The organism is Cerasibacillus terrae (genome assembly GCF_008039555.1).
GTDB classification, from domain to species: Bacteria; Bacillota; Bacilli; order Bacillales; family Amphibacillaceae; genus Cerasibacillus; species Cerasibacillus terrae.
Genome location: NZ_VDUW01000010.1, coordinates 42,172 through 65,457, shown reverse-complemented (window position 1 = coordinate 65,457; position 23,286 = coordinate 42,172). Strand labels below are relative to the sequence as shown.

25 protein-coding genes and 1 other annotated feature are annotated in these 23,286 nt (G+C 35.2%); of the genes, 17 read left to right on the top strand and 8 right to left on the bottom strand.

Annotated features, from left to right (window positions below; all coding sequences use genetic code 11):
• Positions 1 to 24 precede the first annotated feature (24 nt).
• The 11 genes from FHP05_RS12700 (at position 25) to FHP05_RS12650 (ending at position 11,425) form a co-directional block, all read left to right on the top strand.
• Positions 25 to 567, top strand: coding sequence for a GNAT family N-acetyltransferase (locus FHP05_RS12700; RefSeq protein ID WP_147668803.1), 543 nt, complete (start codon positions 25 to 27; stop codon positions 565 to 567).
• Positions 568 to 617: 50 nt separating this feature from the next.
• Positions 618 to 854: a binding site (T-box leader), on the top strand.
• Between the two features lie 49 nt (positions 855 to 903).
• Positions 904 to 2,343 (top strand): proline--tRNA ligase, encoded by a 1,440-nt coding sequence (gene proS / locus FHP05_RS12695; RefSeq protein ID WP_147668801.1) that lies wholly within the window; start codon positions 904 to 906, stop codon positions 2,341 to 2,343.
• A gap of 204 nt (positions 2,344 to 2,547) precedes the next feature.
• Positions 2,548 to 3,657 carry an ABC transporter ATP-binding protein gene (locus FHP05_RS12690; protein WP_147668799.1) on the top strand — a complete coding sequence of 370 codons (1,110 nt, stop codon included), beginning with the start codon at positions 2,548 to 2,550 and terminating at the stop codon, positions 3,655 to 3,657.
• Positions 3,654 to 4,592 (top strand): carbohydrate ABC transporter permease, encoded by a 939-nt coding sequence (locus tag FHP05_RS12685; protein ID WP_147668797.1) that lies wholly within the window; start codon positions 3,654 to 3,656, stop codon positions 4,590 to 4,592. The genes FHP05_RS12690 and FHP05_RS12685 overlap by 4 nt, the downstream gene beginning before the upstream one ends.
• Positions 4,589 to 5,407: a carbohydrate ABC transporter permease gene (locus FHP05_RS12680; protein ID WP_147668795.1), complete on the top strand. Its 819-nt coding sequence runs from the start codon at positions 4,589 to 4,591 to the stop codon at positions 5,405 to 5,407. The genes FHP05_RS12685 and FHP05_RS12680 overlap by 4 nt, the downstream gene beginning before the upstream one ends.
• 15 nt (positions 5,408 to 5,422) lie before the next feature.
• A complete protein-coding gene (locus FHP05_RS12675; protein ID WP_147668793.1) occupies positions 5,423 to 6,793 on the top strand; it encodes an ABC transporter substrate-binding protein in 1,371 nt (456 codons plus the stop codon).
• A 162-nt stretch (positions 6,794 to 6,955) separates the two neighbouring features.
• Entirely contained in the window at positions 6,956 to 7,798 is an 843-nt protein-coding gene (locus FHP05_RS12670) for a glycerophosphodiester phosphodiesterase (protein WP_147668791.1), read from the top strand.
• 262 nt (positions 7,799 to 8,060) lie between these two features.
• Positions 8,061 to 9,248: a M20 family metallopeptidase gene (locus FHP05_RS12665; protein WP_147668789.1), complete on the top strand. Its 1,188-nt coding sequence runs from the start codon at positions 8,061 to 8,063 to the stop codon at positions 9,246 to 9,248.
• Entirely contained in the window at positions 9,245 to 10,027 is a 783-nt protein-coding gene (locus FHP05_RS12660) for a transporter substrate-binding domain-containing protein (RefSeq protein WP_147668787.1), read from the top strand. Before FHP05_RS12665 ends, FHP05_RS12660 begins: the two co-directional genes overlap by 4 nt.
• A gap of 23 nt (positions 10,028 to 10,050) precedes the next feature.
• A complete protein-coding gene (locus FHP05_RS12655; protein ID WP_147668785.1) occupies positions 10,051 to 10,710 on the top strand; it encodes an amino acid ABC transporter permease in 660 nt (219 codons plus the stop codon).
• Entirely contained in the window at positions 10,703 to 11,425 is a 723-nt protein-coding gene (locus FHP05_RS12650) for an amino acid ABC transporter ATP-binding protein (protein WP_147668783.1), read from the top strand. Before FHP05_RS12655 ends, FHP05_RS12650 begins: the two co-directional genes overlap by 8 nt.
• Positions 11,426 to 11,683: 258 nt before the next feature.
• Here the strand turns inward: FHP05_RS12650 and FHP05_RS12645 are convergent, their stop codons facing one another.
• A complete protein-coding gene (locus FHP05_RS12645; protein ID WP_147668782.1) occupies positions 11,684 to 12,571 on the bottom strand; it encodes a LysR family transcriptional regulator in 888 nt (295 codons plus the stop codon).
• A 215-nt stretch (positions 12,572 to 12,786) separates the two neighbouring features.
• Between FHP05_RS12645 and FHP05_RS12640 the strand changes: the two genes are divergently transcribed.
• Entirely contained in the window at positions 12,787 to 13,755 is a 969-nt protein-coding gene (locus FHP05_RS12640; protein WP_230974003.1) for a DMT family transporter, read from the top strand.
• Positions 13,756 to 13,874: 119 nt separating this feature from the next.
• Here the strand turns inward: FHP05_RS12640 and trhO are convergent, their stop codons facing one another.
• Positions 13,875 to 14,855 carry an oxygen-dependent tRNA uridine(34) hydroxylase TrhO gene (gene trhO, locus FHP05_RS12635; protein WP_147668780.1) on the bottom strand — a complete coding sequence of 327 codons (981 nt, stop codon included), beginning with the start codon at positions 14,853 to 14,855 and terminating at the stop codon, positions 13,875 to 13,877.
• A 218-nt stretch (positions 14,856 to 15,073) separates the two neighbouring features.
• Between trhO and FHP05_RS12630 the strand changes: the two genes are divergently transcribed.
• Entirely contained in the window at positions 15,074 to 15,424 is a 351-nt protein-coding gene (locus FHP05_RS12630) for an ASCH domain-containing protein (RefSeq protein WP_147668778.1), read from the top strand.
• A gap of 124 nt (positions 15,425 to 15,548) precedes the next feature.
• Here the strand turns inward: FHP05_RS12630 and dhaM are convergent, their stop codons facing one another.
• From dhaM to FHP05_RS12605, 5 genes are all read right to left on the bottom strand, one after another.
• Positions 15,549 to 15,929 (bottom strand): dihydroxyacetone kinase phosphoryl donor subunit DhaM, encoded by a 381-nt coding sequence (dhaM, locus tag FHP05_RS12625; RefSeq protein ID WP_147668776.1) that lies wholly within the window; start codon positions 15,927 to 15,929, stop codon positions 15,549 to 15,551.
• A 6-nt stretch (positions 15,930 to 15,935) separates the two neighbouring features.
• Entirely contained in the window at positions 15,936 to 16,553 is a 618-nt protein-coding gene (gene dhaL, locus FHP05_RS12620; RefSeq protein ID WP_147668774.1) for a dihydroxyacetone kinase subunit DhaL, read from the bottom strand.
• Between the two features lie 14 nt (positions 16,554 to 16,567).
• Positions 16,568 to 17,566: a dihydroxyacetone kinase subunit DhaK gene (dhaK, locus tag FHP05_RS12615; protein WP_147668772.1), complete on the bottom strand. Its 999-nt coding sequence runs from the start codon at positions 17,564 to 17,566 to the stop codon at positions 16,568 to 16,570.
• An 84-nt stretch (positions 17,567 to 17,650) separates the two neighbouring features.
• Entirely contained in the window at positions 17,651 to 19,144 is a 1,494-nt protein-coding gene (glpK, locus tag FHP05_RS12610; RefSeq protein ID WP_147668770.1) for a glycerol kinase GlpK, read from the bottom strand.
• Between the two features lie 19 nt (positions 19,145 to 19,163).
• On the bottom strand, positions 19,164 to 20,006 hold the full coding sequence (locus FHP05_RS12605) for an MIP/aquaporin family protein (RefSeq protein ID WP_147668768.1): 843 nt from the start codon (positions 20,004 to 20,006) through the stop codon (positions 19,164 to 19,166).
• A gap of 403 nt (positions 20,007 to 20,409) precedes the next feature.
• On the opposite strand from FHP05_RS12605, the gene FHP05_RS12600 reads away from it, so the two are divergent.
• From FHP05_RS12600 to FHP05_RS12585, 4 genes are all read left to right on the top strand, one after another.
• Positions 20,410 to 20,694 (top strand): hypothetical protein, encoded by a 285-nt coding sequence (locus tag FHP05_RS12600; protein WP_147668766.1) that lies wholly within the window; start codon positions 20,410 to 20,412, stop codon positions 20,692 to 20,694.
• A 311-nt stretch (positions 20,695 to 21,005) separates the two neighbouring features.
• The gene (cspD, locus tag FHP05_RS12595) at positions 21,006 to 21,203 is read left to right on the top strand and encodes a cold-shock protein CspD (protein WP_147668764.1); all 198 of its coding nucleotides are present in this window, start codon (positions 21,006 to 21,008) and stop codon (positions 21,201 to 21,203) included.
• Between the two features lie 128 nt (positions 21,204 to 21,331).
• On the top strand, positions 21,332 to 22,021 hold the full coding sequence (locus tag FHP05_RS12590; RefSeq protein WP_230974002.1) for a class I SAM-dependent methyltransferase: 690 nt from the start codon (positions 21,332 to 21,334) through the stop codon (positions 22,019 to 22,021).
• Positions 22,022 to 22,036: 15 nt separating this feature from the next.
• Entirely contained in the window at positions 22,037 to 22,321 is a 285-nt protein-coding gene (locus FHP05_RS12585; protein ID WP_147668912.1) for a hypothetical protein, read from the top strand.
• Between the two features lie 63 nt (positions 22,322 to 22,384).
• Here FHP05_RS12585 and FHP05_RS12580 read toward each other — a convergent pair whose 3' ends face one another.
• The gene (locus tag FHP05_RS12580; protein WP_147668760.1) at positions 22,385 to 23,257 is read right to left on the bottom strand and encodes an NAD(P)-dependent oxidoreductase; all 873 of its coding nucleotides are present in this window, start codon (positions 23,255 to 23,257) and stop codon (positions 22,385 to 22,387) included.
• Positions 23,258 to 23,286: the final 29 nt, after the last annotated feature.

Here is a 23,286-nt window from a genome sequence, read left to right as displayed (position 1 = left end):
ATTTTGGGGAATGGGGGAGGACTGATGTCATTTGCATTTAAAACCAATCAATTTGCTAATAGTATAGTAAGAAAAGCGACTGAAAAGGATATATATCCTATTTTTCAAATGCTTCATGATATCGCGGTGATTTTGGAACAAAAGGGGATTTGTCAATGGACGAATTTTCTAGAAAAAGAAGCAATTACAGAAGTTCGAGCTGGTGTATTAGCAAATACGACATATATTGTAGAAGACAAGCAGAATAAATTAGTTGCAACCTTTAATTATTCCAATAAACAAAATGACTGGGATATGGCTTTGTGGGGAAAAAGACAGGACAATGCATTTTATATTCATCGATTGGCTGTTCATCCAAAGTTTCGTCATCAACAAATTGGTTACAGGCTCCTTCAATGGATGGATAAAAACCATGCATTAGAAAATGGATATATTCGTTTGGATTGTGTAAGGGATAATCAAGTATTGAATCAATTTTATAAAAAAGCTGGATATGTGTTACAAGGTATAAAACAACTAGAGGGAGTTACCTTTTCATTATATGAGAAAGATTTCACTGTTTACTAATGTGAAATCTTGACTTTCTATATCAATCCAAATATAGTAAGAATAGAATAGATGAAACGATGATAAGGGATAGTACAATTTTTTTGACTTTTTTAGAGAGGAAAGGGTTGGTGCAACTTTCTAAAGCATGAAATTGGAACCTGCCTTGGAGTTCGCCATCAGAAAAGCATGTGCTAGAAGATGTGCGCGGTTAGTGACCGTTATCATGTGGAGTGTGCAAACATTCATATGGGGATTCTTATGAATGTTGCAAACAAGGGTGGTATCACCAGTCCTCGGTCCCTTTTTGGATGGAGGTTTTTTTTGTTTCGAAAAATAAATAAATGAGGTGCACAAATGGGTAAAAAAAATAAAGACTTTGTAGAAAAAATTACTTCGATGGAAGATGATTTTGGACAATGGTATACAGATGTTGTGAAACAAGCAGAATTGGTTGATTATGGTCCGGTACGCGGAACAATGATTATTAAGCCATATGGATTTGCAATTTGGGAAAATATTCAAGGAGAATTTGACCGTCAATTTAAAGAAACAGGTCACACAAATGTTTATTTCCCGTTATTTATTCCAGAAAGCATGTTACAAAAGGAAAAGGATCATATTGAAGGATTTGCTCCAGAAGTTGCTTGGGTGACACATGGAGGTGACGAGGAGTTAGAAGAACGTATTGTTGTTCGTCCAACATCAGAGGTTCTATTTGGTGAATATTACTCTAAAAACATTCATTCTTATCGTGACCTACCAAAATTATATAATCAGTGGGCGAATGTGGTTCGTTGGGAAAAAACAACACGTCCATTCTTACGTTCATCCGAATTTTTATGGCAAGAAGGACATACATGTCATGCAACAAAAGAAGAAGCAGAAGCAGAAACAAATCAAATGTTAAATGTATATGCAGATATATGTGAGAATTTCTTGGCAATCCCAGTCTTAAAAGGAAAGAAAACAGAGAAGGAAAAATTCGCAGGTGCTGAATATACATTAACAATTGAAAGTTTAATGCATGACGGAAGAGCACTTCAATCCGGAACATCTCATTATTTAGGTACAGGTTTTGCTGAAGCATTTGATATTCAGTATCTAGATAAAGGTGGTAAACAACAATATGTGCATCAAACGTCATGGGGTGTGTCAACAAGAATTATGGGAGCATTAATTATGGTTCATGGTGATAACCGTGGATTAGTTGTACCACCACGTGTTGCTCCAACACAAGCAATGATTGTTCCAATTGCTCAACATAAAGAAGGCGTACTTGATAAGGCATATAAATTACGTGATCAATTAAAAGACATTGTTCGTGTAAATATTGATACAAGTGACAAAATGCCTGGTTGGAAATTTAATGAATATGAAATGAAAGGAATCCCAATTCGTATTGAAATGGGACCTAGAGATATAGAGAAAAATCAAGTTGTTCTTGTTCGTCGTGACACAGGAGAAAAGGATTTTGTGCCAATGGATGAATTACAAGAACGCTTACCAGCTTTATTGGAAGAAATTCAGCAGAATCTATATGATAAAGCATTTGCACACCGCAAGGAAATGACATCCACAGCTAAAACAATGGATGAATTTAAACAAACCTTAGAAGAAAAAGGTGGATTCATTAAAGCAATGTGGTGTGGTAAATTAGAATGTGAAGAGAAAATAAAAGAAGAAACATCAGCAACATCACGTTGTATTCCATTTGAACAAGAGCAAATAGCCGATACATGTGTATGTTGCGGAGAAGAAGCAAAAGAAATGGTTTACTGGTCAAAAGCATATTGATGATTGAAAAGCGATATTTAGAATTGTTGAAAAGATGATTCCTGTCTTATGCAGGGGTCATCTTTTTTATATACATGGAATCTGTATATTATATAAAAAATAAATTCAAATCTTAAGTGGGAGTTAAAAAATTGTAAAGATTAAGTAAAATACCGTTTTTTTATAATAGTGTGTGTTTAAATATAATTAAAAGGAGGGGGAATTGTGAACCAAGTAGAATTAATAAATGTTTCAAAGTCATTCGATAAGCAACAAGACATTTTAAATGATATTAATCTATCTATTAAGAAGGGAGAATTCTTTGTACTTGTTGGACCATCTGGATCAGGAAAAAGTACATTACTTAGGATGATTGCAGGACTTGAGGATATTACAGATGGAATAATCAAAATCAATGAGCGAGCAGTGAATCATCTTCCACCAAAGGATAGAAATTTATCTATGGTTTTTCAGAATTATGCATTATATCCACATTTAACAGTGGAGCAAAATATTCTATTCGGTTTGCGAGCTAAAAAAGTAAATAAACAAGAACAGCAGAAAAGGTTAAATGAAACATGCCAAATGATGGAGATAAGTAATCTTTTGAAACGGAAACCAAAAGAACTATCAGGAGGACAGAGGCAACGTGTAGCGTTGGCAAGGTCTGTCGTTAGTGAAGCTCCTCTTTGTTTAATGGACGAACCATTATCTAATCTAGATGCAAAGCTACGAGCACATATGCGGATAGAAATTAAACGATTACAAAAACGTTTAGGGCTTACGATGATTTATGTAACCCATGATCAAGTGGAAGCAATGACAATGGGAGATCGAATCATGGTATTAAATAATGGAAGGATTCAGCAAGTTGGTGACCCGATTACATTGTATAATAAACCAGCTAATTTATTTGTGGCTTCTTTTATAGGGTCGCCAAAAATGAATATGGGAAAAGCGGTGTTTTCTGATCAACATTTAATTATTGAAGATGATCTTCATTTACCTAAAGAATCAATCAAGTCTGCAATGATATCGGAAACAAAAAATATTACAGTAGGAATTCGTGCTGAGCATATTCTTCCAGCTGAAGACAGTGGTGTAACCCATGAACTAACAGTAGTTAATGTGGAACAACTTGGAAACGAAACATTAATATCCTTTGAAATTGGGAAAGAACTTTGGACAGCTAAATGGCTTGGGCAATGGAATGTGCATACTGGCGATAAGTTACCTGTACATATTTCAGCGGATAATATAAGTTTCTTTGATTCAAATTCTGGCCGTCTGCTTGAAGCATCTTCAACAGAAAAAGAAGAGGTATTAGCAATATGAATGAAGTAGCAATTCAATCTGATGGAGTAGCAACACCTGATTTTAAAAAAATAAAGAAAAAGCAGCAACTAATCCGTTTTTTAAAAGGGATATTATTCCTAATGCCATCCATTATTTTATTTGCTGTTTTTTTATTTTATCCATTGATTCGAACGATTTATTTAAGTTTCTTTCTAACAGATGCGAGTGGTTCAACAACTGTATTTGTTGGTTTGGATAACTTTATTAATATGTTTTCGTCGCCAGTATTTAGAAAAAGCATGCAGTCAACATTCCTTTTTGTAATTTTTACAGTTCCCGGAACAGTTTTAATTGGGTTGTTCCTTGCAATCCTTGCTAATGAAAAACTAAAAGGGATTGGTTTTTTTCGTACGATTTATTCCTCAACAATGGGAATTTCTGTGGCTGCTGGTTCTGTTTTTTGGTTATTTTTATTTAACCCCACAATGGGCTGGTTAAATGAGATTTTAAATTTCTTTGGAATAGAAGCAATTGGTTGGTTAACAGACCCTAGCTGGGCACTACTTTCTGTTTCTATCACAACAATATGGATGAATCTAGGATTTATCTTTCTGATCTTATTAGGTGGTCTTCAATCGATTGATTCGTATTTGTATGAAAGTGCAGAGATCGATGGGGCAAGTTATTTTTACAAGTTAAGACGGATTACAATCCCGATGCTTTCTCCGACTTTGTTTTTTGTCATAACGGTATCTTTAATTAATGCGTTTCAAACCTTCGGACAAATTGACATGCTTACTAGTGGTGGTCCGCAAAACGAAACCAATTTAATTGTCTATTCGATTTATCAAGAAGCGTTTATGAACTACCAATATGGTACAGCAAGTGCTCAAGCTGTCGTGTTATTCGTTATTATTCTTGTATTAACGTTTATTCAATTTAAATTGGGTGAGAAGAAGGTGCATTATCAGTGAAAATACCATTAAGAAGAAAGGTTATCTTTTATATTCTATTAGTTGTATCAGCATTTCTTGTGTTTGCACCTGCTTTAATCGCCTTTATGATGAGTTTTATGACAAATCAAGACATTATGTCGGGTAAATTAATACCGACTACAATTACGTTTGATAATTATCTCGCTGTATTTGAACGGTTTCCTTTATTAAATTATTTATTAAATAGTTTTATCGTTTCGATTGTAATCATGATTGGTCAGTTAATGTTGAGTAGTCTTGCTGCATATGCATTTGTTTTTATGGAGTTTAAAGGAAGGAACTTTTTATTCTTTGTTTTTATTTCTACGATGATGGTTCCTTTTGAAGCTTCTGTAATTCCCAACTTCCAGACTATACGAGATTTAAATCTAATTGATTCTTATGCAGGCTTAACACTTCCTTATTTCGCTATGGCTTTTGGCACATTTTTATTACGGCAAAACTTTAAACAAATTCCAAAAGAATTAAAGGAAGCATCTGAAATAGCAGGAATGGGCCACTTTAAGTTTTACTTGTCGGTTGTCCTTCCAATGGCAAAAACCAGTTTGATTACACTTGGTGTCTATGGATTCTTAACGTCATGGAATATGTATTTATGGCCACTTCTTGCAACAACAAATGATAGTGTGCGTACGGTACAAATTGGCTTGAAGCAATTACAAACACAAGAGCAGTTAAATGAGTGGGGAGTAATTATGGCTGGCGGCATTATCGTTGTTATCCCTACATTAATTCTTTTATTTCTAGGCCAAAAACGTCTGCAACAAGGTTTAGCAGAAGGTGCAATCAAATAACAAAGGAGTGAAAAAATGAAAAAATTATTGTTTATTTGTATCACAATCATTTCTATATTCATGATTACAGCTTGTGGCAATGGAGAATCAAAGGGAGAAGAAACAGCATCGGGTGAAACGGAGTCGAAAGAGTCAGGAGAAAAAGGCTCTGATGAAAAACAGGAAGTTATATTTTGGCATGCAATGGGTGGAGCTGGGCAAGAAGCATTAGAAAGTACTGTAGATGATTTTAATCAGTCACAAGACAATATTCAGGTTAATGCAGAGTATCAAGGTTCTTATGATGAAGCGTTAACTAAGTATCAAAGTGTTGCAGGAACAGATAGTGCTCCTTCTATGATGCAGGTCTTTGAGATTGGAACAATGACAATGATTAATAGTAATAGTATTGTTCCAATTCAGGAATTTGTGGATTCAGATGGCTATGATATGAGCGGTTTGGAAGAAAATATTATTAACTATTATAAGATTGATGACCAATTTTACTCAATGCCATTTAATTCTTCTACTCCAGTAATGTATTATAATAAAGATGCTTTTGAAGCAGCAGGACTTGACCCAGATACTCCACCAGAAACATTTGAAGAAGTAGCAGAAGCTAGTAAAATTATTGCAGATAAAAACCCAGAAATGAAAGGTTTTGCACTACAGGCATATGGCTGGTTAGTTGAACAATTATTAGCTAATCAAGGTGCCTTGTTAATGAATAATGATAATGGACGTACAGATACGCCAACTGAAATTGGTTTTACAGAAGAAGAGGGGAAGTCCATTTTTAAATGGGCAGAAAAAATGATTGCAGATGATACATTTGCAAACTATGGAACAAACGGAGATGATATGGTTGCTGGATTTATAGCAGAAGATGTCGCTATGTTCCTACAATCCTCAGCCAGTGCAAGAGATGTTATTGATAATGCTCCATTTGAAGTAGGTATTGGATTTTTGCCACATCCAGAAGATAAAGATCGTGAAGGAGTAGTAATTGGTGGTGCAAGTTTATGGATGATGGATGGAAAACCGGAAGAAGAACAGAATGCTGCATGGGAGTTCATGAAATATTTGCAAACTCCGGAAGTTCAAGCGAAATGGCATGTTAATACTGGGTATTTTGCCATTAACCCGGAAGCATATGAAGAACAAGTAGTAAAGGATGCCTATCAGGAAATGCCACAATTACAAGTAACCGTTGACCAGTTACAGGCAACAAAATCTTCTTATGCAACACAGGGTGCCATTATGGACATGATTCCTGAAGCACGCCGTATTACGGAAACAGCTTTAGAAACGGTTTATAACGGTGGAGATGTTAATGAAACCTATCAAACAGCTGTGGACCAACTAAATCAAGCAATTGAACAAGCTAACGCAGCTAGAGGAAAATAGTCCTATATTGATTCATATAAAATAATTATGATGTTCATAGTATAAAGATTGAATAAATACATTAAATACATTAAAAGCAAGTATATTCAAAGGGCATGTAGATAAATGTATGTAAGCTTTATCTGACATGCCCTTTTTATAAAGTGAGTGAGTGCCAATCTTATGTTCAAAAGAATAATCTTGCCTACTTTCCTAATCATTATGATTTGTTTTATCGCAATATACTTTCAAGTCAGAAAGGAAAAGGTTGTGGAACCTGCTGTATTGGAAGAACCAATGATTATTGCACATCGTGGTGCAAATGATCGAATGAATGAACATACACTTTTAGCCTATAGAATAGCAGCACAAGATGGAGTAGATTCCTTAGAAATAGATTTACGAATGACAAAAGACGGAGAACTTGTAGCAATGCATGACAAAACGATTGATCGGACAACAAATGGAACAGGGATGGTTTCTGATTATGATTTAAAGGATTTAAAGAACCTTCAAACCATAGAAGTATTTAATAATAAAACAAATGTAGAACCAATACCAACATTAAGACAAATTATAGAAACATTTACAGATACTGAGCATTACTATATTGAGACAAGGTTAATTAATGGTGAAGCAATGATGGAGGATACTTTAATAGAAATATTACGTGAATACGATTTAATTGATAAAGGACTAGTCATTATCCAATCATTCTCTAAAAAAAGTTTAGAAAGAATTAAAGAATTAGAGCCAAATGTCCCATTAACTCTCTTATTTAGCAAGGGAAAGTTTGATCTCAAAGAAGCAGAAACATCAGAATTTCCAATTATTGGGATGGAATCAATGGATGTTAACATAAAAAATATTAATGCATTACATCGTAAAGGAAAACAAGTTCATGTTTTCTTTAATGACTTAGATACCCAAAAACAAGAACAAAAGCGAATAAATCAATTTAATGTAGACGGTTATTTTACAGATGATATCTCTTATACAAAGGAATTACTTCGTATAGAAAAATAAATTGATTTTCTAATAGAGGCGCTGGGACTGATAAAAATTAAGCTTGAATGATTTCATTTATAAAAAAAGTCAGATAGTACAACTTCCAATGGACTATCTGACTTTTTTTATTTTTTTATTTTTTTCTAATCCTTTTTCCTAATTACATCATGATAATTTATGTCTATTATTATATAATTTTATAAAATTAACTTGCATTTATATGCATAATTATGGTATAAATATACATATAAACTAATAAATATTCGGGAGGGTGTATATAATGAAAGCAAAACTACAGTTGGAATTGGATAAATTGGAGCAGGATCTTATTCATATAAGTGATTATTTGTATGAGAATCCGGAACTTGGGGATGAAGAATATAAATCAATGGCTTTACTTACTGATTTGTTAGAAAATCATCATTTTCAAGTGGAAAAGGGAGTGGTTAATCGCCCAACTGCTTTTAAAGCTCAATTCCAATCTGAAAAACAAGGACCAACGATAGCTTTTCTTGCTGAATATGATGCCCTTCCAGTTGTAGGACATGGTTGCGGACATAATTTAATAGGTACAATGAGTGTTGGTGCAGGAATTATTCTAAGTAAATTGATTCATGAAACAGGAGGAAAGGTCATTGTATTAGGTACTCCTGCTGAGGAAACAAACGGTGCAAAGGTGGCAATGAGTGAACAAGGAATTTTCGAAAATGTGGATGTAGCATTAATTGTTCATCCGGGTGATCAATCTTATAAAAGCGGTGAATCCTTAGCAATGGATGCCATTCAATTTCAATATAATGGAAAAAGCGCTCATGCTGCTGCATCTCCAGAAAAAGGAATCAATGCATTAGACAGTGTCATCCAATTATTTAATGGTATTAATGCATTACGTGAACATCTACCAGAAGGTGTAAAAATTCACGGAGTTATTTCAGAAGGAGGAAAAGCAGCAAATGTTGTACCAGATTTAGCAATTGCACAATTTTATATTCGATCTGAAACACGCTCTCTCTTAGATGAAGTGGTGAAAAAGGTGAATAATATTGCCGAAGGAGCAGCCCAGATGACAGGTACCAAATTGACCATTTCGAACTATGAACTAAGTTACGATAACATGATTACAAACCAAACCCTATCAGATATTTTTACAAAAAATTTACAAGACATATCATCACAGAAGATTCAAGATGAAAGAATTGCTTCTGGTTCCATTGATATGGGGAACGTGAGTCATGTGGTACCAGCAATCCACCCATATATTGGATTGAATAAAGTGGGATTGATTGCACATACAAAGGAGTTTGCAAATCAAACAATAACTAAAGACGGGCATCAAACATTGGTAGATGGTGCACTTGCGTTAGCTTGCACTGGCTATGATGTATTAACAGATAAAGATTTATTAGAAGCAATTAAAAAGGAGTTTCAAACAATAAAAAATACAGCAGGTAAAGGGGTAGAACAATGAAAAAGGCTTTATTAAAATCAATTATTTTTATGTTTGTGATTTTGAGTATTGTGGCATGTGGTACAGAAGATGGTGGAAAGGAAACAACATCAAAAGATGAGACAAAAGGGGATAAGGAGATCCTTACGATGGTTACTGCAGCAGAGTTTCCACCATTTGAAACACGTAATGAAGCAGGAGAGATTATCGGATTTGATATTGATTTAGCGAACATGATTGCAGAAGAATTAGGAATGGAGTTACAAATTGAAGATATGAAATTTGATGGAATAATCGGTTCACTTCAAGCAGGCCGTGCAGATATGGCGATTGCAGGAATGAATGCGACTGAGGAACGTAAACAAAACGTTGAATTCTCAAAGGATTACTATAGTGATGGGCAAATATTTATTAGTCAACCAGACAGTGAGATTAAGAGTTTAGAAGATTTGAAAGGAAAAACGGTTGGTGTTCAATTAGGATCCATCCAAGCTGAGGGAGCCGAAAAACTAGCGAAGGAATATGACTTCGAGGTTAAAACACTAGATGATGTGGGGATTGTTGTTCAAGAAATTCTATCTAATCGTGTGGATATTGGTTATATGGATAAGGCGGTTGCTGAAGGGTATATTGAGTCACAAGATTTGGTAGGATTTACTGATCCAACAGAAAGTGCTCCTGGAATGGCGGTTGCTTTTCCAAAGGATAGTGAACTTGTAGATAAAGTAAATGATATTATTACAGAATTAGAGGAAAACGGTGAAATAGCGAAACTAGAAGAAAAATGGTTGTCTGAATAAATAAGAATGAGGAGGTGTAAGGCATGAATTTGGATTTCAGCCAAATCGTGCCTTATATTCCTTTTATGCTAAAAGGAATATGGGTTACACTAAAATTTGTATTTTTTTCAATTTCTGTTGGGTTTGCGTTAGGAATTTTAATCGCTTTATGTAAAATAACGAAAGTCCGATTTTTAAAATGGCTTGCAGATGCATATACATCTATTTTCCGTGGAACACCACTTATACTGCAATTAATGATTATTTATTATGCTGTACCACAATTATTTGATTATGATATATCAGCCTTTCTATCTGCAATTTTAGCATTTGGTCTGAATTCAGCTGCATATGTATCGGAAATTATCCGAGCGGGAATCTTAGCGGTTGACCGAGGTCAGGTAGAAGCAGCACAAGCACTAGGTGTACCATATCCTAAGATGATGTTACATATTATTTTGCCGCAAGCATTTAAAAATATTTTACCTGCATTAATGAACGAATTTATTACGTTAACGAAAGAATCTGCTATTGTGTCTGTTATTGGTTATTTGGATATCATGAGACGGGCACAAATTGTTGGTTCTAGAATTTTCCATAACTTTGAACCACTACTATTCGCAGGTGTTATTTACTGGGTGATGGTTTTTCTTTTAACACAAATTGGGAAATATATGGAACGGAGGCTGCGTCAAAGTGATTAAAGTAGAACAACTGACAAAGAAATTTGGAGATAATACCGTTTTAAAAGGGATATCAACAACAATTAAACAGGGAGAAGTTGTTGCAATCATTGGACCCTCTGGTTCAGGGAAATCTACCTTTTTGCGTTGTTTGAATCTTTTAGAACAACCAACAACAGGTGATATTTGGATTCAATCAAAAAAAATAACTAATCCTAAAATAAACAAACTATCAATGCGTGAAAATATTGGAATGGTCTTTCAACATTTTCATTTATTTCCTCATATGACTGTTTTGGATAATGTAACATATGCTCCACAAAAAGTGAAAGGAATTAAGAAAGAAGAAGCAGAGAAAAATGCTATGGAATTATTGGAGCAAGTGGGATTAACGGAGAAAGCTAAAGCATATCCAAATAAACTTTCTGGTGGGCAAAAACAACGGGTTGCTATTGCGAGAGCACTTGCCATGAATCCGGAGATTATGTTATTTGATGAACCAACATCAGCACTCGATCCTGAAATGGTAAAAGAGGTATTGGATGTTATGAAAGATTTAGCGAAATCAGGAATGACAATGGTCGTTGTTACACATGAGATGAATTTTGCAAAAGAAGTTGCTGATCAAATATTATTTCTTGATGATGGAAAGCTCGTTGAAAAAGGAAACCCGACGCAATTTTTCAAGGAACCAAAAACAGAACGGGCAAAAGACTTTTTGGATAAAATTTTATAATCTATAGGACCGTTTACTTTGGTGAGTTATGAAGACCCGAACGAAGAGAATGATTCGTTGCTCGGTCACTGACAGGGCTTATGAAGACCCGAATGAAGAGAGTAATTCGTTGTTTGGTCACTGACGAGGCCTATGAAGACCCGAACGAAGGGGATAATTTTTTGCTCGGTCACTGACAGGGCTTATATAATAATAATAGTAAAAAACACCCGCCAAGAAATCTGTTTTCTTGACGGATGTTTTTATATAAAGCTTTTTTTAAATAAATGGAAGTGGGTAGCGTGTATCTTGTTGGCATTCTTCCAGTGTATCGATGAATTTTTCTAATGAAGCAGTTTGATATGCTTCTTTACGACAAATAAATACGGTATCAATTTTACTATATTTATCTGGTAATTTGTGACATTGTATCAGTCCTCGTGCTTCATGGTGTTGTACAACGGAATGGGGGATAAAAGTGACTCCTAATCCAGAATAGACGCTTCCTAAGATGGTTTCTAAAGTTCCTAATTCCATTACTTTTTCTGGAACCACATGTTCATCTCGTAACCATTCTCTTAATTTGGAACGATAACCACAACCCGACCGAAAAACTAGTAGTGGTTTTCGTTTAATTTCCTCAATAGTGGTAGGTGTATTGTCCGTAACAAGGACAAGTTCTTCCTCAAACACTTTATATTGCACTAAGTCGGGATGATTACTTTTATGGTTTCCAGTTACAAAAGCGCCGTCTAATTTATAATGAAGGACCTGGTCAATTAAATCTTTCGTTACTCCAGAAGTCAAGGATAAATCGACACGTTCATATTGCTTATTATATTTTGAAAGAATAAAAGGTAATTTTATCACTGTTTCGACTGTACCTATTTCTAGTTTTCCTACTGGTTGTTCAGAATCCTGCATTACTTTTTTCATTTCATTTACCATAGAGATGATTTTATCAGCATACGTAATTAATTTTTTCCCTTCAGGTGTTAGAACCATTCCGCGATTATGTCTATGGAAGAGGGGAGTTTGTAACTCTTCTTCTAGTCTACGAATTCGAGCAGTAACATTAGATTGTACATAATTCAGTGTGTTTGCTGCCTTACTGATATTTTTCTTTTCCGCTACTTTTTGAAAAATATATAAATCTTTTAAATCCATTGATTTCCTCCTAACTCTAGTATCATATAAAATGATTACTAATTACAGTAACTATCATTTTATAAGATATCGAGTAAGATGTGAATTATTATGCATGTCCCCATAGATATCACAAAAAGTGATTTCAATTATCACTTTTAATCATTTTACATGATGTCTATTTTATAGTTTAATGAGGATGATGTTTAAAAGCATGACTAAGGAGGATTATTAGATTGCAAAAGAAAAATATCGTATGGGGTGCTATTCTTGCATTAACAGCAAGTATTTCGTGGGGAGCGATGTTTCCTGTTGCAAACCACAGCTTTCAATATATTGATTCATTTTATTTCACTATTTTCCGTTATATACCAGTAGCAATTATTTTAGTTATCTTGCTTTTGATAAAAGAAGGAAAACAGGCCTTTGAGACGGAAGGAAAAGGATTTCTCATTTGGTTTTTTGGAACGATGGCTTTTACTATCTATAATTTATTTATTTTTTGGGGACAAGAAATGCTTGGAGAAACGGGTACATTACTCGCTTCAATTATGGAATCATTAAGTCCTATGATTTCAGTGTTAGTTATTTGGGCATTAACAAAAAAGAAGCCGAGTTCTTATACCTTGGGATTTATTGGTTTAGCATTTGTTGGAGTACTTCTTGTAGTTACGAATGGAGATATCGGTTTTTTATTTACGATTCATAAGCAGTTTTTTCCTTTAATAATTTTATTTATTGGTGTTGCGGGTTGGGCTGTGTATACGATGGGTGGAGACCGTTTTCCAGACTGGTCCATTTTACGATATTCTACACTTACATTAGTGTATGGTACACTCACAGCCACTATTGTTGTACTTTTAACAACTGCAGCCGGCTGGACTCAAGCACCGACACTCGCAGCAATGTATGCCGTTCGTTATGATATGATTTTTATGGTTATTTTCCCAGGATTAATTGCTTTGCTCGGATGGAATGAAGGGGTACGCATTTTATCACCAATCAATAGTTTGTTGTTTCTTAGTTTTGTTCCAGTAACTACATTAATAATCGGTTTTTTCCAAGGATATCAATTGACAATATATGATACAGTTGGAACGATTTTTATCGTACTTGCTTTATTATTAAGTAATCTTTATCAGCGTTTTGTAGTTAAAAGACGAGTGATTAAACATCAAAGAAGTTATGAACATCCAGTGGCATAAAATACTATAATAAAAGACGAGCAACTCTTTATATCGAGTTGCTCGTCTTTATTCATTCGTACAGGCGTTGCCACAGGACGTGACGTTTTTATCCTGTAAAATCGCTTTTGCTTTTGATTTTACATTGCCTGGTTGTTTAATCTTTCTTCTTCTTGGATCACTTTTAACCGGTGATTAACTTCTTCTTCAGAAAGATTATGTTCTTTAATATATAGGTTACGTGGATGTACTCGACATTCATGTGTACAACCGCGCATATATTTATGCTCATTTTCTTCTGAGCATAGAATTTGTTTGTTACATTCTGGGTTAGCGCAGTTCACATATCTTTCACATGGTGTACCATCAAAATAGTCAGCACCTACAATGACATGTTCTTTACGGTTAACCGGTACAGAAATACGCTCATCAAACACATAGCATTTTCCATCCCATAATTCACCTTGAACTTCAGGGTCATATCCGTATGTGACAATTCCACCGTGTAATTGGTTTACATCTTCATGACCTTCTCGTTTTAACCAGCCAGTGAATTTCTCACAGCGGATTCCACCTGTACAGTAGGCGAGGATTTTTTTATCTTTTAAAATCTCCTCATTCTCTCTAATCCATTCAGGTAGTTCACGGAATGTACGAATGTCCGGACGAACCGCACCACGGAAGTGTCCAAGGTCATACTCATAGTCGTTACGAGCATCAATGACAATCGTGTTTTCATCTTGCATTGCTTCATAAAATTCAACAGGCTTTAAATGTTTCCCTGTTTGTTCTAATGGATTAATATCGTCTTCCAAACGAAGTGTAACTAATTCTGGACGATGGCGTACATGCATTTTTTTGAAGGCATGTCCATCATGTAGATCCATTTTGAAAACAATATCTTTAAATCGAGGGTCTTGACGCATTTTTTCCATATATGCATCTGTTTGTTCAATGGTTCCAGAAAGTGTGCCATTAATTCCCTCATGAGCAACTAAAATACGTCCTTTGATTCCTAAATCCTTGCAATATTGAAGATGTTCCTTGGCATAGCCTTCAGGGTCTTCCATATGCACATAATGATAATACAATAAAACGCGATAACTCTTTCCTTTTTCCATTATTTACCACCTATTCCATTTATATTTGCAAGATATAAATGACTTCCTGTGGTTAACACTATTATTACCTTGCAAATGTATATTTTATCATGTTTTTGAGTGTTTCTCCAGTAATTATTTTTACCAGTTTGTTAAAATGTCTACATTTTGTCTACAATTTTTTTAAAAAGAAGTGATATAATAATAGACATTAGTATAAAAATTGGAGGATTGAAGTTATGCGTCATGAAAAAAATTTCGAATCATTGCCTGAGAAAACTTGTACAATAGAAAAGCTTGTGACAATACCAGAAGATGTTGAAAAGGTTATAAATGGACAGAAGACTGCTACACGTCGAAATGGTATCTATGCTGATATTGGTGAGGTTATGACATTAAAAGGTAAAAACTTCAAGGTTGATGCCATATATCCGCAATACTTGGGGGATGTGACAGAAGAAGATGCCAAAAAGGAAGGCTATAATAATCTTGAAGAATATAAGCAGGCGATTCTAGGTATTCATCCTGGTATGCGTTGGGTACCTAAAATGCGAGTATGGGTACATGAATATTCTCCGGTGAATGCATAAGTTTACTGGATTTTAATAATTATAAAAAATAAACCTGATTCTGAATTGGATGATGAATCAGGTTTATTTTATTTCTGAAAACTTCATTTGATAACGCTCCAATTTACTACATATTCCCAGATGATTACTTAGTTGGAAAATGTTTTATGATGCTTTTTTGAATCTCCGTGATTGATTTTCCGATACTTGATTCAACAGTTGCAACATAAGCACCTTCTAAAAGCGGGGCTTCGATCAGGAATATATTTTCCTTCTCACTTATTTCTATTGCTAGTTCGGCATTCATTTTTGCACTTCCGAGATCATAAAATAGTAAGACACCTTTATCAGTATAGGCAGTATCTATTGCAGCAGAAATCTTATCGATGCTTGTTCCAATTTCTCCATCATCTGTTCCGCCAGCAACCTCAACAGGAACATCTTTTATGACCTGACGAATGATTTCTTTAATTCCCTTTACAACATCAGGACTATGTGAAATTAACACAATGCCGACATACTCCATTTACGATTAAACCTCCTCCAGTACTTCAGCCATTGCTAGAAATATATAATAAGAAGACATTGCACCTGGATCTATATGACCTTTTGATTTTTCCTTAAAATACGCAGCACGTCCTTTTGTTGCGATCATGTTTTTTGTTTTTTCCATTGCATGTTTAGCTGTATCTGCTAGTGCTTGGGGTTGGAAGGATTCTCCTTCTTCTAAAAATAGGACAACTGGCTCCCAAACATCTAGTATCGTTTTCTCACCTGTTGTAGCTTTTCCTCTTTGTTTCATGCCTTGTAATGCATCGTCTAGTCCTCTTGTAAATGTTTTATAATCAATGGATACCTTGTCCTTAAAAGCAAGTGACATCCTTAAAAATGCTGTTCCATATAGTGGTCCAGCTGCTCCACCAACTTTAGATATTATGGTCATTGCTGCGTCTTGCATGATATCGCCAACTGTTTTGTATTCCTTTTCATTCACTTTTTTTACTACTTCTTTAAACCCACGTGCCATGTTAATTCCGTGATCCCCATCACCAATAGCTTGATCTAACCGAGTTAATTCTTGTTTATGTTCTTGCATATGGTCATTTATTTGGAGTAACCATTCTTTTGCTTGTTTTACTGTAAAATGCATGGGATCCATCCTCCTTATTTAACAATAAAATGTGGTGCTTCAGAAGGATGGTCAAGCAGTGATTTCAATTCATCATCTAACTTTAATAATGTAAATGAACATCCTCCCATCTCTAAAGCAGTCATATATTCACCGACAAATGTTTGATAAACATGAATTTCTTTTTCTTTTAAAATTTGTTGTACTTCTTTATTGAGAATATATAATTCCATATCTGGGGTAGATCCTAATCCATTAATTAAAACAGCTACTTCATCATTTTTTTGTAAATTTATATCAGCTAAAATTTTCTGTGTGAGTTCAGTGGCAATTTCTTTTGCTGTGGCAAGTGGCTTTCTTTCAATTCCTGGTTCACCATGGATTCCGATTCCAATCTCCATTTCCTGCTCTGATAATGTAAAGCTAGCCTCTCCTGCAGCTGGTATCGAACAAGGAGTGATGGCCATTCCCATCGACCTTACATTTGCAACGGCCTTTTCCGCAACTCGCTTTATTTCTTCTAATGATCCGCCAAGGTTTGCCTTTGCACCTACAATCTTATGAATGAAGATTGTTCCTGCAATCCCTCTTCTACCGGTAGTAAAAGAACTGTCTTCTACAGCTACATCATCGTTGACAATAATTTGTTCGACTTGAATACCTTCAGCAGTGGCTAATTCGGCTGCCATTTCAAAGTTAAGTACATCTCCAGTGTAGTTTTTAATGACTAGAAACACACCTTCACCACTATCAACAGCCTTGATTGCTTCATAAACTTGATCAACAGATGGGGAGGTAAATACTTCACCAATGACAGCAGCATCTAACATGCCACTTCCAATATAGCCAGCATGTGCTGGTTCATGGCCACTACCACCACCACTTACAATCCCGACTTTCCTTTTAATTGGAGCATCTTTCCTCATGATTACAGTTGTGTCTTTTAATTGTTTTAATTTATTAGGTGCTGCAAGTAGCATTCCTGTAATCATCTCTTGGGCGACTTGTTCTGGGTCATTTATTATTTTCTTCAAAATGATTCCTCCTATCCATTAAAAACGGTTTGAAAAATAGATATATGAAAGAGGAGACTTGTCTGTAGTCCCCTCTATTCTACATTATTTAAATGTTCTTGTTGCTTCGACTGCTTTTTTCCAACCTTCATATAATTCATCACGTTTTTCAGTGGCTAATTTGTTTGTAAAGGTTTTTTCGTTTTTCCACTGTTTAGCAATCTCCTCTTTGCTTTCCCAGAAACCTACAGCCAAACCTGCTAAGTATGCCGCACCTAAAGCCGTTGTTTCTTGCACAACAGGACGTTCTACAGGTACACCAAGCATATCACTTTGGAATTGCATTAAGAAGTCATTTCTAACGGCTCCACCGTCAACACGTAAAGATTTTAAGTCAATATCAGAATCAGCAATCATGGCATTTAAGACGTCTTTTGTTTGGTATGCAAGTGATTCTAACGTTGCTCGAACAAAATGTTCTTTTCTTGTTCCTCTTGTTAAACCGAATATAGCTCCACGTGCTTCACTATCCCAATACGGTGTACCTAATCCAACAAATGCTGGAACCATATATACACCATCTGTTGAGTCTACTGCTGTTGCATAATCTTCACTTTGTGGGGCATTATCAATGATTTTTAAACCATCGCGAAGCCATTGAATAGCAGATCCTGCTACGAAAATACTTCCTTCTAATGCATATTCTACTTTTCCATCCACACCCCAAGCTAATGTAGTAAGTAATCCGTGTTTAGAATGAACACCTTTTTCCCCTGTGTTCATTAACATAAAGCAGCCTGTTCCATATGTGTTCTTAGCCATTCCGGATTCAAAACAAGCCTGACCAAATAATGCGGCTTGTTGGTCCCCAGCAATACCAGCAATAGGTACTTCATGACCAAAGAAGTGATAATCAACTGTATTCGAATACACTTCAGACGATTGTTTTACTTCAGGTAACATACTTTTTGGTACGGTTAGGATGTCAAGTAGCTCATCATCCCATTTTAAATCATAAATATTAAACATTAATGTTCTAGAAGCATTGGAGTAATCGGTTACATGGGCTTTACCACCTGATAATTTATAGACTAGCCAAGTATCAATTGTTCCAAATAGAAGGTCACCATTTTCCGCTTTTTCTCTTGCACCTTCTACATTATCTAGAATCCATTTTACTTTTGTACCAGAAAAATAAGGATCTAGTAACAATCCAGTACGATTTCGGAACTTTTCCTCATATCCTGCTTCTTTTAATTCTTTACAAATATTATCTGTTTGACGTGATTGCCATACAATTGCTTTATAGACAGGTTTTCCAGTGTTCTTATCCCATACAACAGTAGTCTCACGTTGGTTAGTAATCCCAATACCAGCGATTTGATCTGGTTGTACATCTGCTTTACGAAGAACTTCGGCCATACATGCAAGCACAGAAGTCCAAATCTCATTTGCATCATGTTCTACCCAACCTGGCTGTGGAAAAAACTGCTCGAATTCTTGCTGTGCTACATTGACAATCTCACCTTGATGATTAAAAAGAATAGCACGTGAACTTGTTGTTCCTTGGTCTAATGATAAAATATACTTTTCACTCATGTCTATTTCCCCTTCCTTTTTAAACCATTTTATTCTTTACGTTTGTATTTGATGCTTTTTGTCCTTTTAATTCATTCACTGCTGCTCCAATCATCAAGATAGCAACAAGAGCAGATGTTATCCAAAAAGCGATTGTAAATTCGTTCATCGTAAACGCCTTGTAAAATAAAGCACCATATATTCCACCAATAATTGGGCCAATGACAGGAACCCATGCATACCCCCAGTCTGATCCACCTTTACCAGGAATAGGTAATAGGGCGTGTGCGATTCTTGGCCCAAGGTCACGAGCAGGATTAATCGCATAACCTGTTGCTCCACCTAAAGATGTACCAATAACAATAATTAAAAGCCCGACAACAATTGGATTTAATCCTTCTGAAAACGCATTCGCTCCAATAAATAATAACCCCATTACAAGAATAAAAGTACCAATTATCTCACTCACGAGGTTTTGTAAGGGCTTTCTTACAACTTCTGAAGTTCCCGGCGCTGTTGCGAAAACATCTAATTTTGTACGTTTACTTTCTGTCTCTCTCCAATGAGGTAAGTAGTTGAAAAATACTATAGCGGCACCAATTATAGCACCAATCATTTGTCCGGCTATATATGTTGGTACTTTACTCCAAGGAAATTCTCCAATAGCAGCAAATCCTAGCGTAACTGCTGGATTAATATGAGCATCTGATGCAGTACCTGCTACATAAACTCCCATCACAACAGCTAAACCCCAACCAAGTGTAATGACGATCCAGCCTGCACCTTCTGCTTTAGACCATTTTAACAGCACACCGCCAACTACGCCAACACCTAAGATGATTAAAACCATGGTACCTAATAATTCACCCATAAATTCTGTCAAGATAACCACCCCTTTTATAATATTGTGTTAATAACATTCCCTACATATACAAAAAGCCCACACTGCAGTGGACATACTTATAGTAAGTATATTCCAATGTAGTGTGGGCTCCATATCTCCATCACATGTTTATGTTATTAACTTACTTTTACTATAATGAAATTCTTCATAAGAGTCAATATCATTTGTTAGAAAATATGAAAATTACCATTAATTTTTGTATGCGTTTACACTAAATGTTGACAAAAGAATGGTATCATACTATAATCGAGATAATAGAAATGATAATCATTATCATTTAATATATTTTGTGGTCCAAATAAATTTAAAATAATCCATGTATTGCTAATAAATTTTTTTAAGCACGATTGAGAATGCCTATCAATCAGAAAAGGTGATTAAAATGAAAAAAGCTCTTGTGTTTTGTATCCCTTTGTTAGTTTTAAGTCTTTTATTTGCTCCTCAAGTATTTGCTGAATCAACCGTAGAAAAACAACCAATGGAGCAAAATACTGATTCACAAGTTGTTTTAAGTGCAGATCAAGAACAAGCTGTCTCTACTAATTCCTACATATCGGAACAACAAGCCCCATTGGGAGAAAAAGTATTAATTAGTGGTATGATTATATTGATGGCACTGTCCGTTGTCTTTGTAGTTATTTCAGAAAAAAGAAAGACCTACGTTTAAAATAATAGAAAAACCCCCAAGCATTTTGTGCTATGGCAAATAGCAACAATATATACACTTGTTGGAGGCAAGAAAATGAATATGATTTTCATAATATCCAATAATATGGGGGAGGAAATAAATATCTAAAAAAGAATCTAAAATTTATTTTCCTTATTACTTGCAATCAACACCACAAAGAGGTAAAGTTAAAGATAGCAAAAGGAAATTGAAGGTTGAATAATTTTTTACGATCTCTTTACCAAAGTGGTGTAAAAGTATTCATGATTCAATTACTTTGCAACACTATGTTTGATAAGGAGGTTGTTCGAATGACTGGAAAAGTAAAATGGTTTAACGCTGAAAAAGGTTTCGGTTTTATCGAGCGTGAAGACGGTGACGATGTTTTCGTACACTTCTCAGCGATCGAAGGAGAAGGTTTCAAAACTCTTGAAGAAGGTCAAGACGTTGAATTTGAAATCGTTGAAGGTAACCGTGGCCCACAAGCTGCAAACGTTACAAAATTATAATTTATAAATGAAGAAGGTTTATCCTCATATTGGGGATGAACCTTTTTTATTTTGGAAAAAGTAGTGGAAAAGGGATATAATAAAGTTTAAATAATGAAATAATGATAAATCGAGAGGGGGGCGATTATTTGCGAGGGAGATTTGATTGGCAAACAGAAACAAAAAAACAATGGAATAAAGAAGCAACACAATGGAACGAACGTAGTGAAAACATGTGGAATCGTGGAAGTAGAAAAGAAATTATTCCTTTTATAAAGACTCATTTACAAAAAAATGATCATATATTAGATATTGGTTGTGGTGATGGTTATGGATCCCATCGATTATCATTAGCTGGATTTGATGTTACAGGGATGGATTTGTCAGAAGAAATGATTGAATTGGCGAGTAAACAACATAAAGACATCTCTTTTCAGCAAGGGAGTATTCATGAATTAATTTTTCAAGATAGCATATTTGATGGAGTCATGGCGATTAATGTATTGGAATGGTTAGAAGATCCACTCCATGGATTACAGGAAATTCGCCGTGTATTAAAAATAGACGGTCTACTGTTTACAGGTATCTTAGGTCCAACGGCGGGTCCACGAAGAAATAGTTATCCAAGAATATACGGTAAAAATACCATTTGTAATACGATGATGCCATGGGAATTTGAAAAAATGGCACTAGAAAATGGCTTCACATATATAGATGGTTTTGGAGTATACAAAAAAGAAGTAAAAAGCAAACATTATGAAGGTTTATCTGAACAATTACAGCAAGCATTATCATTTATGTGGATTTTTTGTCTAAAGAAAGCAGATAAGGTGGAATAGAGATTGGATAAAGAAATGAATGAAAAAGTGATTGAAAATTATCAGCGAGATGAAAAAATGATGATTCTCATTTATGCACAATGGTGTGTAAACCACAATTTGGATCCAGAAGCACTATATCACGAGGCTTACCCAGAACAATTGAAAAACGAAGTCTTACAAGAAGTTATTTTATTAACGGTAGATAAAGAAGAGGCAGATGAAATTCCGGATACTACGCTCTTACAAGTATTACAGGCTTTTGGCAATTATGATTTAGCATTTATTGTTCAAAGGGAAATAACGAAACGAAAAAAGTAAGATGACATCATTTGTGAAGATGTCATCTTTTAGGTTGGGAATTATCCCCATGGTTTCAATCACCTATTCAAATAATTTAATTAATGCTTGCGTTCCGCGATCTTCATTCCCTTTTTGTGCAAGCTCTTGATACAGCTCAAGTGATAGGGCTAGTCCAGGTGTTTTAAGGCCCATTTCTTTTGCTGATTCTAGGGCGATTTTCATATCTTTAATAAAGTGCTTCACATAAAATCCAGGTTCTTCGTCACCTGCAATCATTCGTGGTGCTAAGTTAGATAGTGACCAACTTCCTGCAGCTCCAGTTGTGATACTGTCAAGAACACGTACTGGATCAAGTCCAGCTTTTTTAGCATACATAATTGCTTCCGAAACACCAATCATATTAGAAGCAATTGTGATTTGATTGGTTAACTTTGTATGTTGGCCAGCACCGGCTTCTCCCTGTAAAATAACATTGTTTCCCATTACTTCCAAGATAGGACGTACTGCCTGAAATGCTTCTTCGTTTCCACCAACCATAATCGCAAGTGTTCCATTTTGTGCTCCGATATCCCCACCAGAAACAGGCGCATCTAATGCATGAACACCTTTTTCAATGGCAGCATCATATATCTGAGTGGCAAGCGATGGCTTGGATGTTGTCATATCAATAATATAAGTACCCTTTTTCACATTTTTTAATATTCCCTTTTCGCCAAAGTAAATGTCTTCTACATCCTTGGGATATCCAACCATCGTAATAAGGACATCTGCTCTATTGGCGAGCTCTTCAATACTATTTTCCCAAGTTGCTCCTTGTTCTATAAGTGCTTTTGCTTTCTCTTTTGTCCTAGTAAAGATATGTACATTATAACCAGCTTTTTGTAAATTATGAATCATTCCGGACCCCATAACGCCTGTACCGATAAATCCAATGATTGTATTTTTTTTATCCATTTATATCATCTCCCTACCCTATATATACG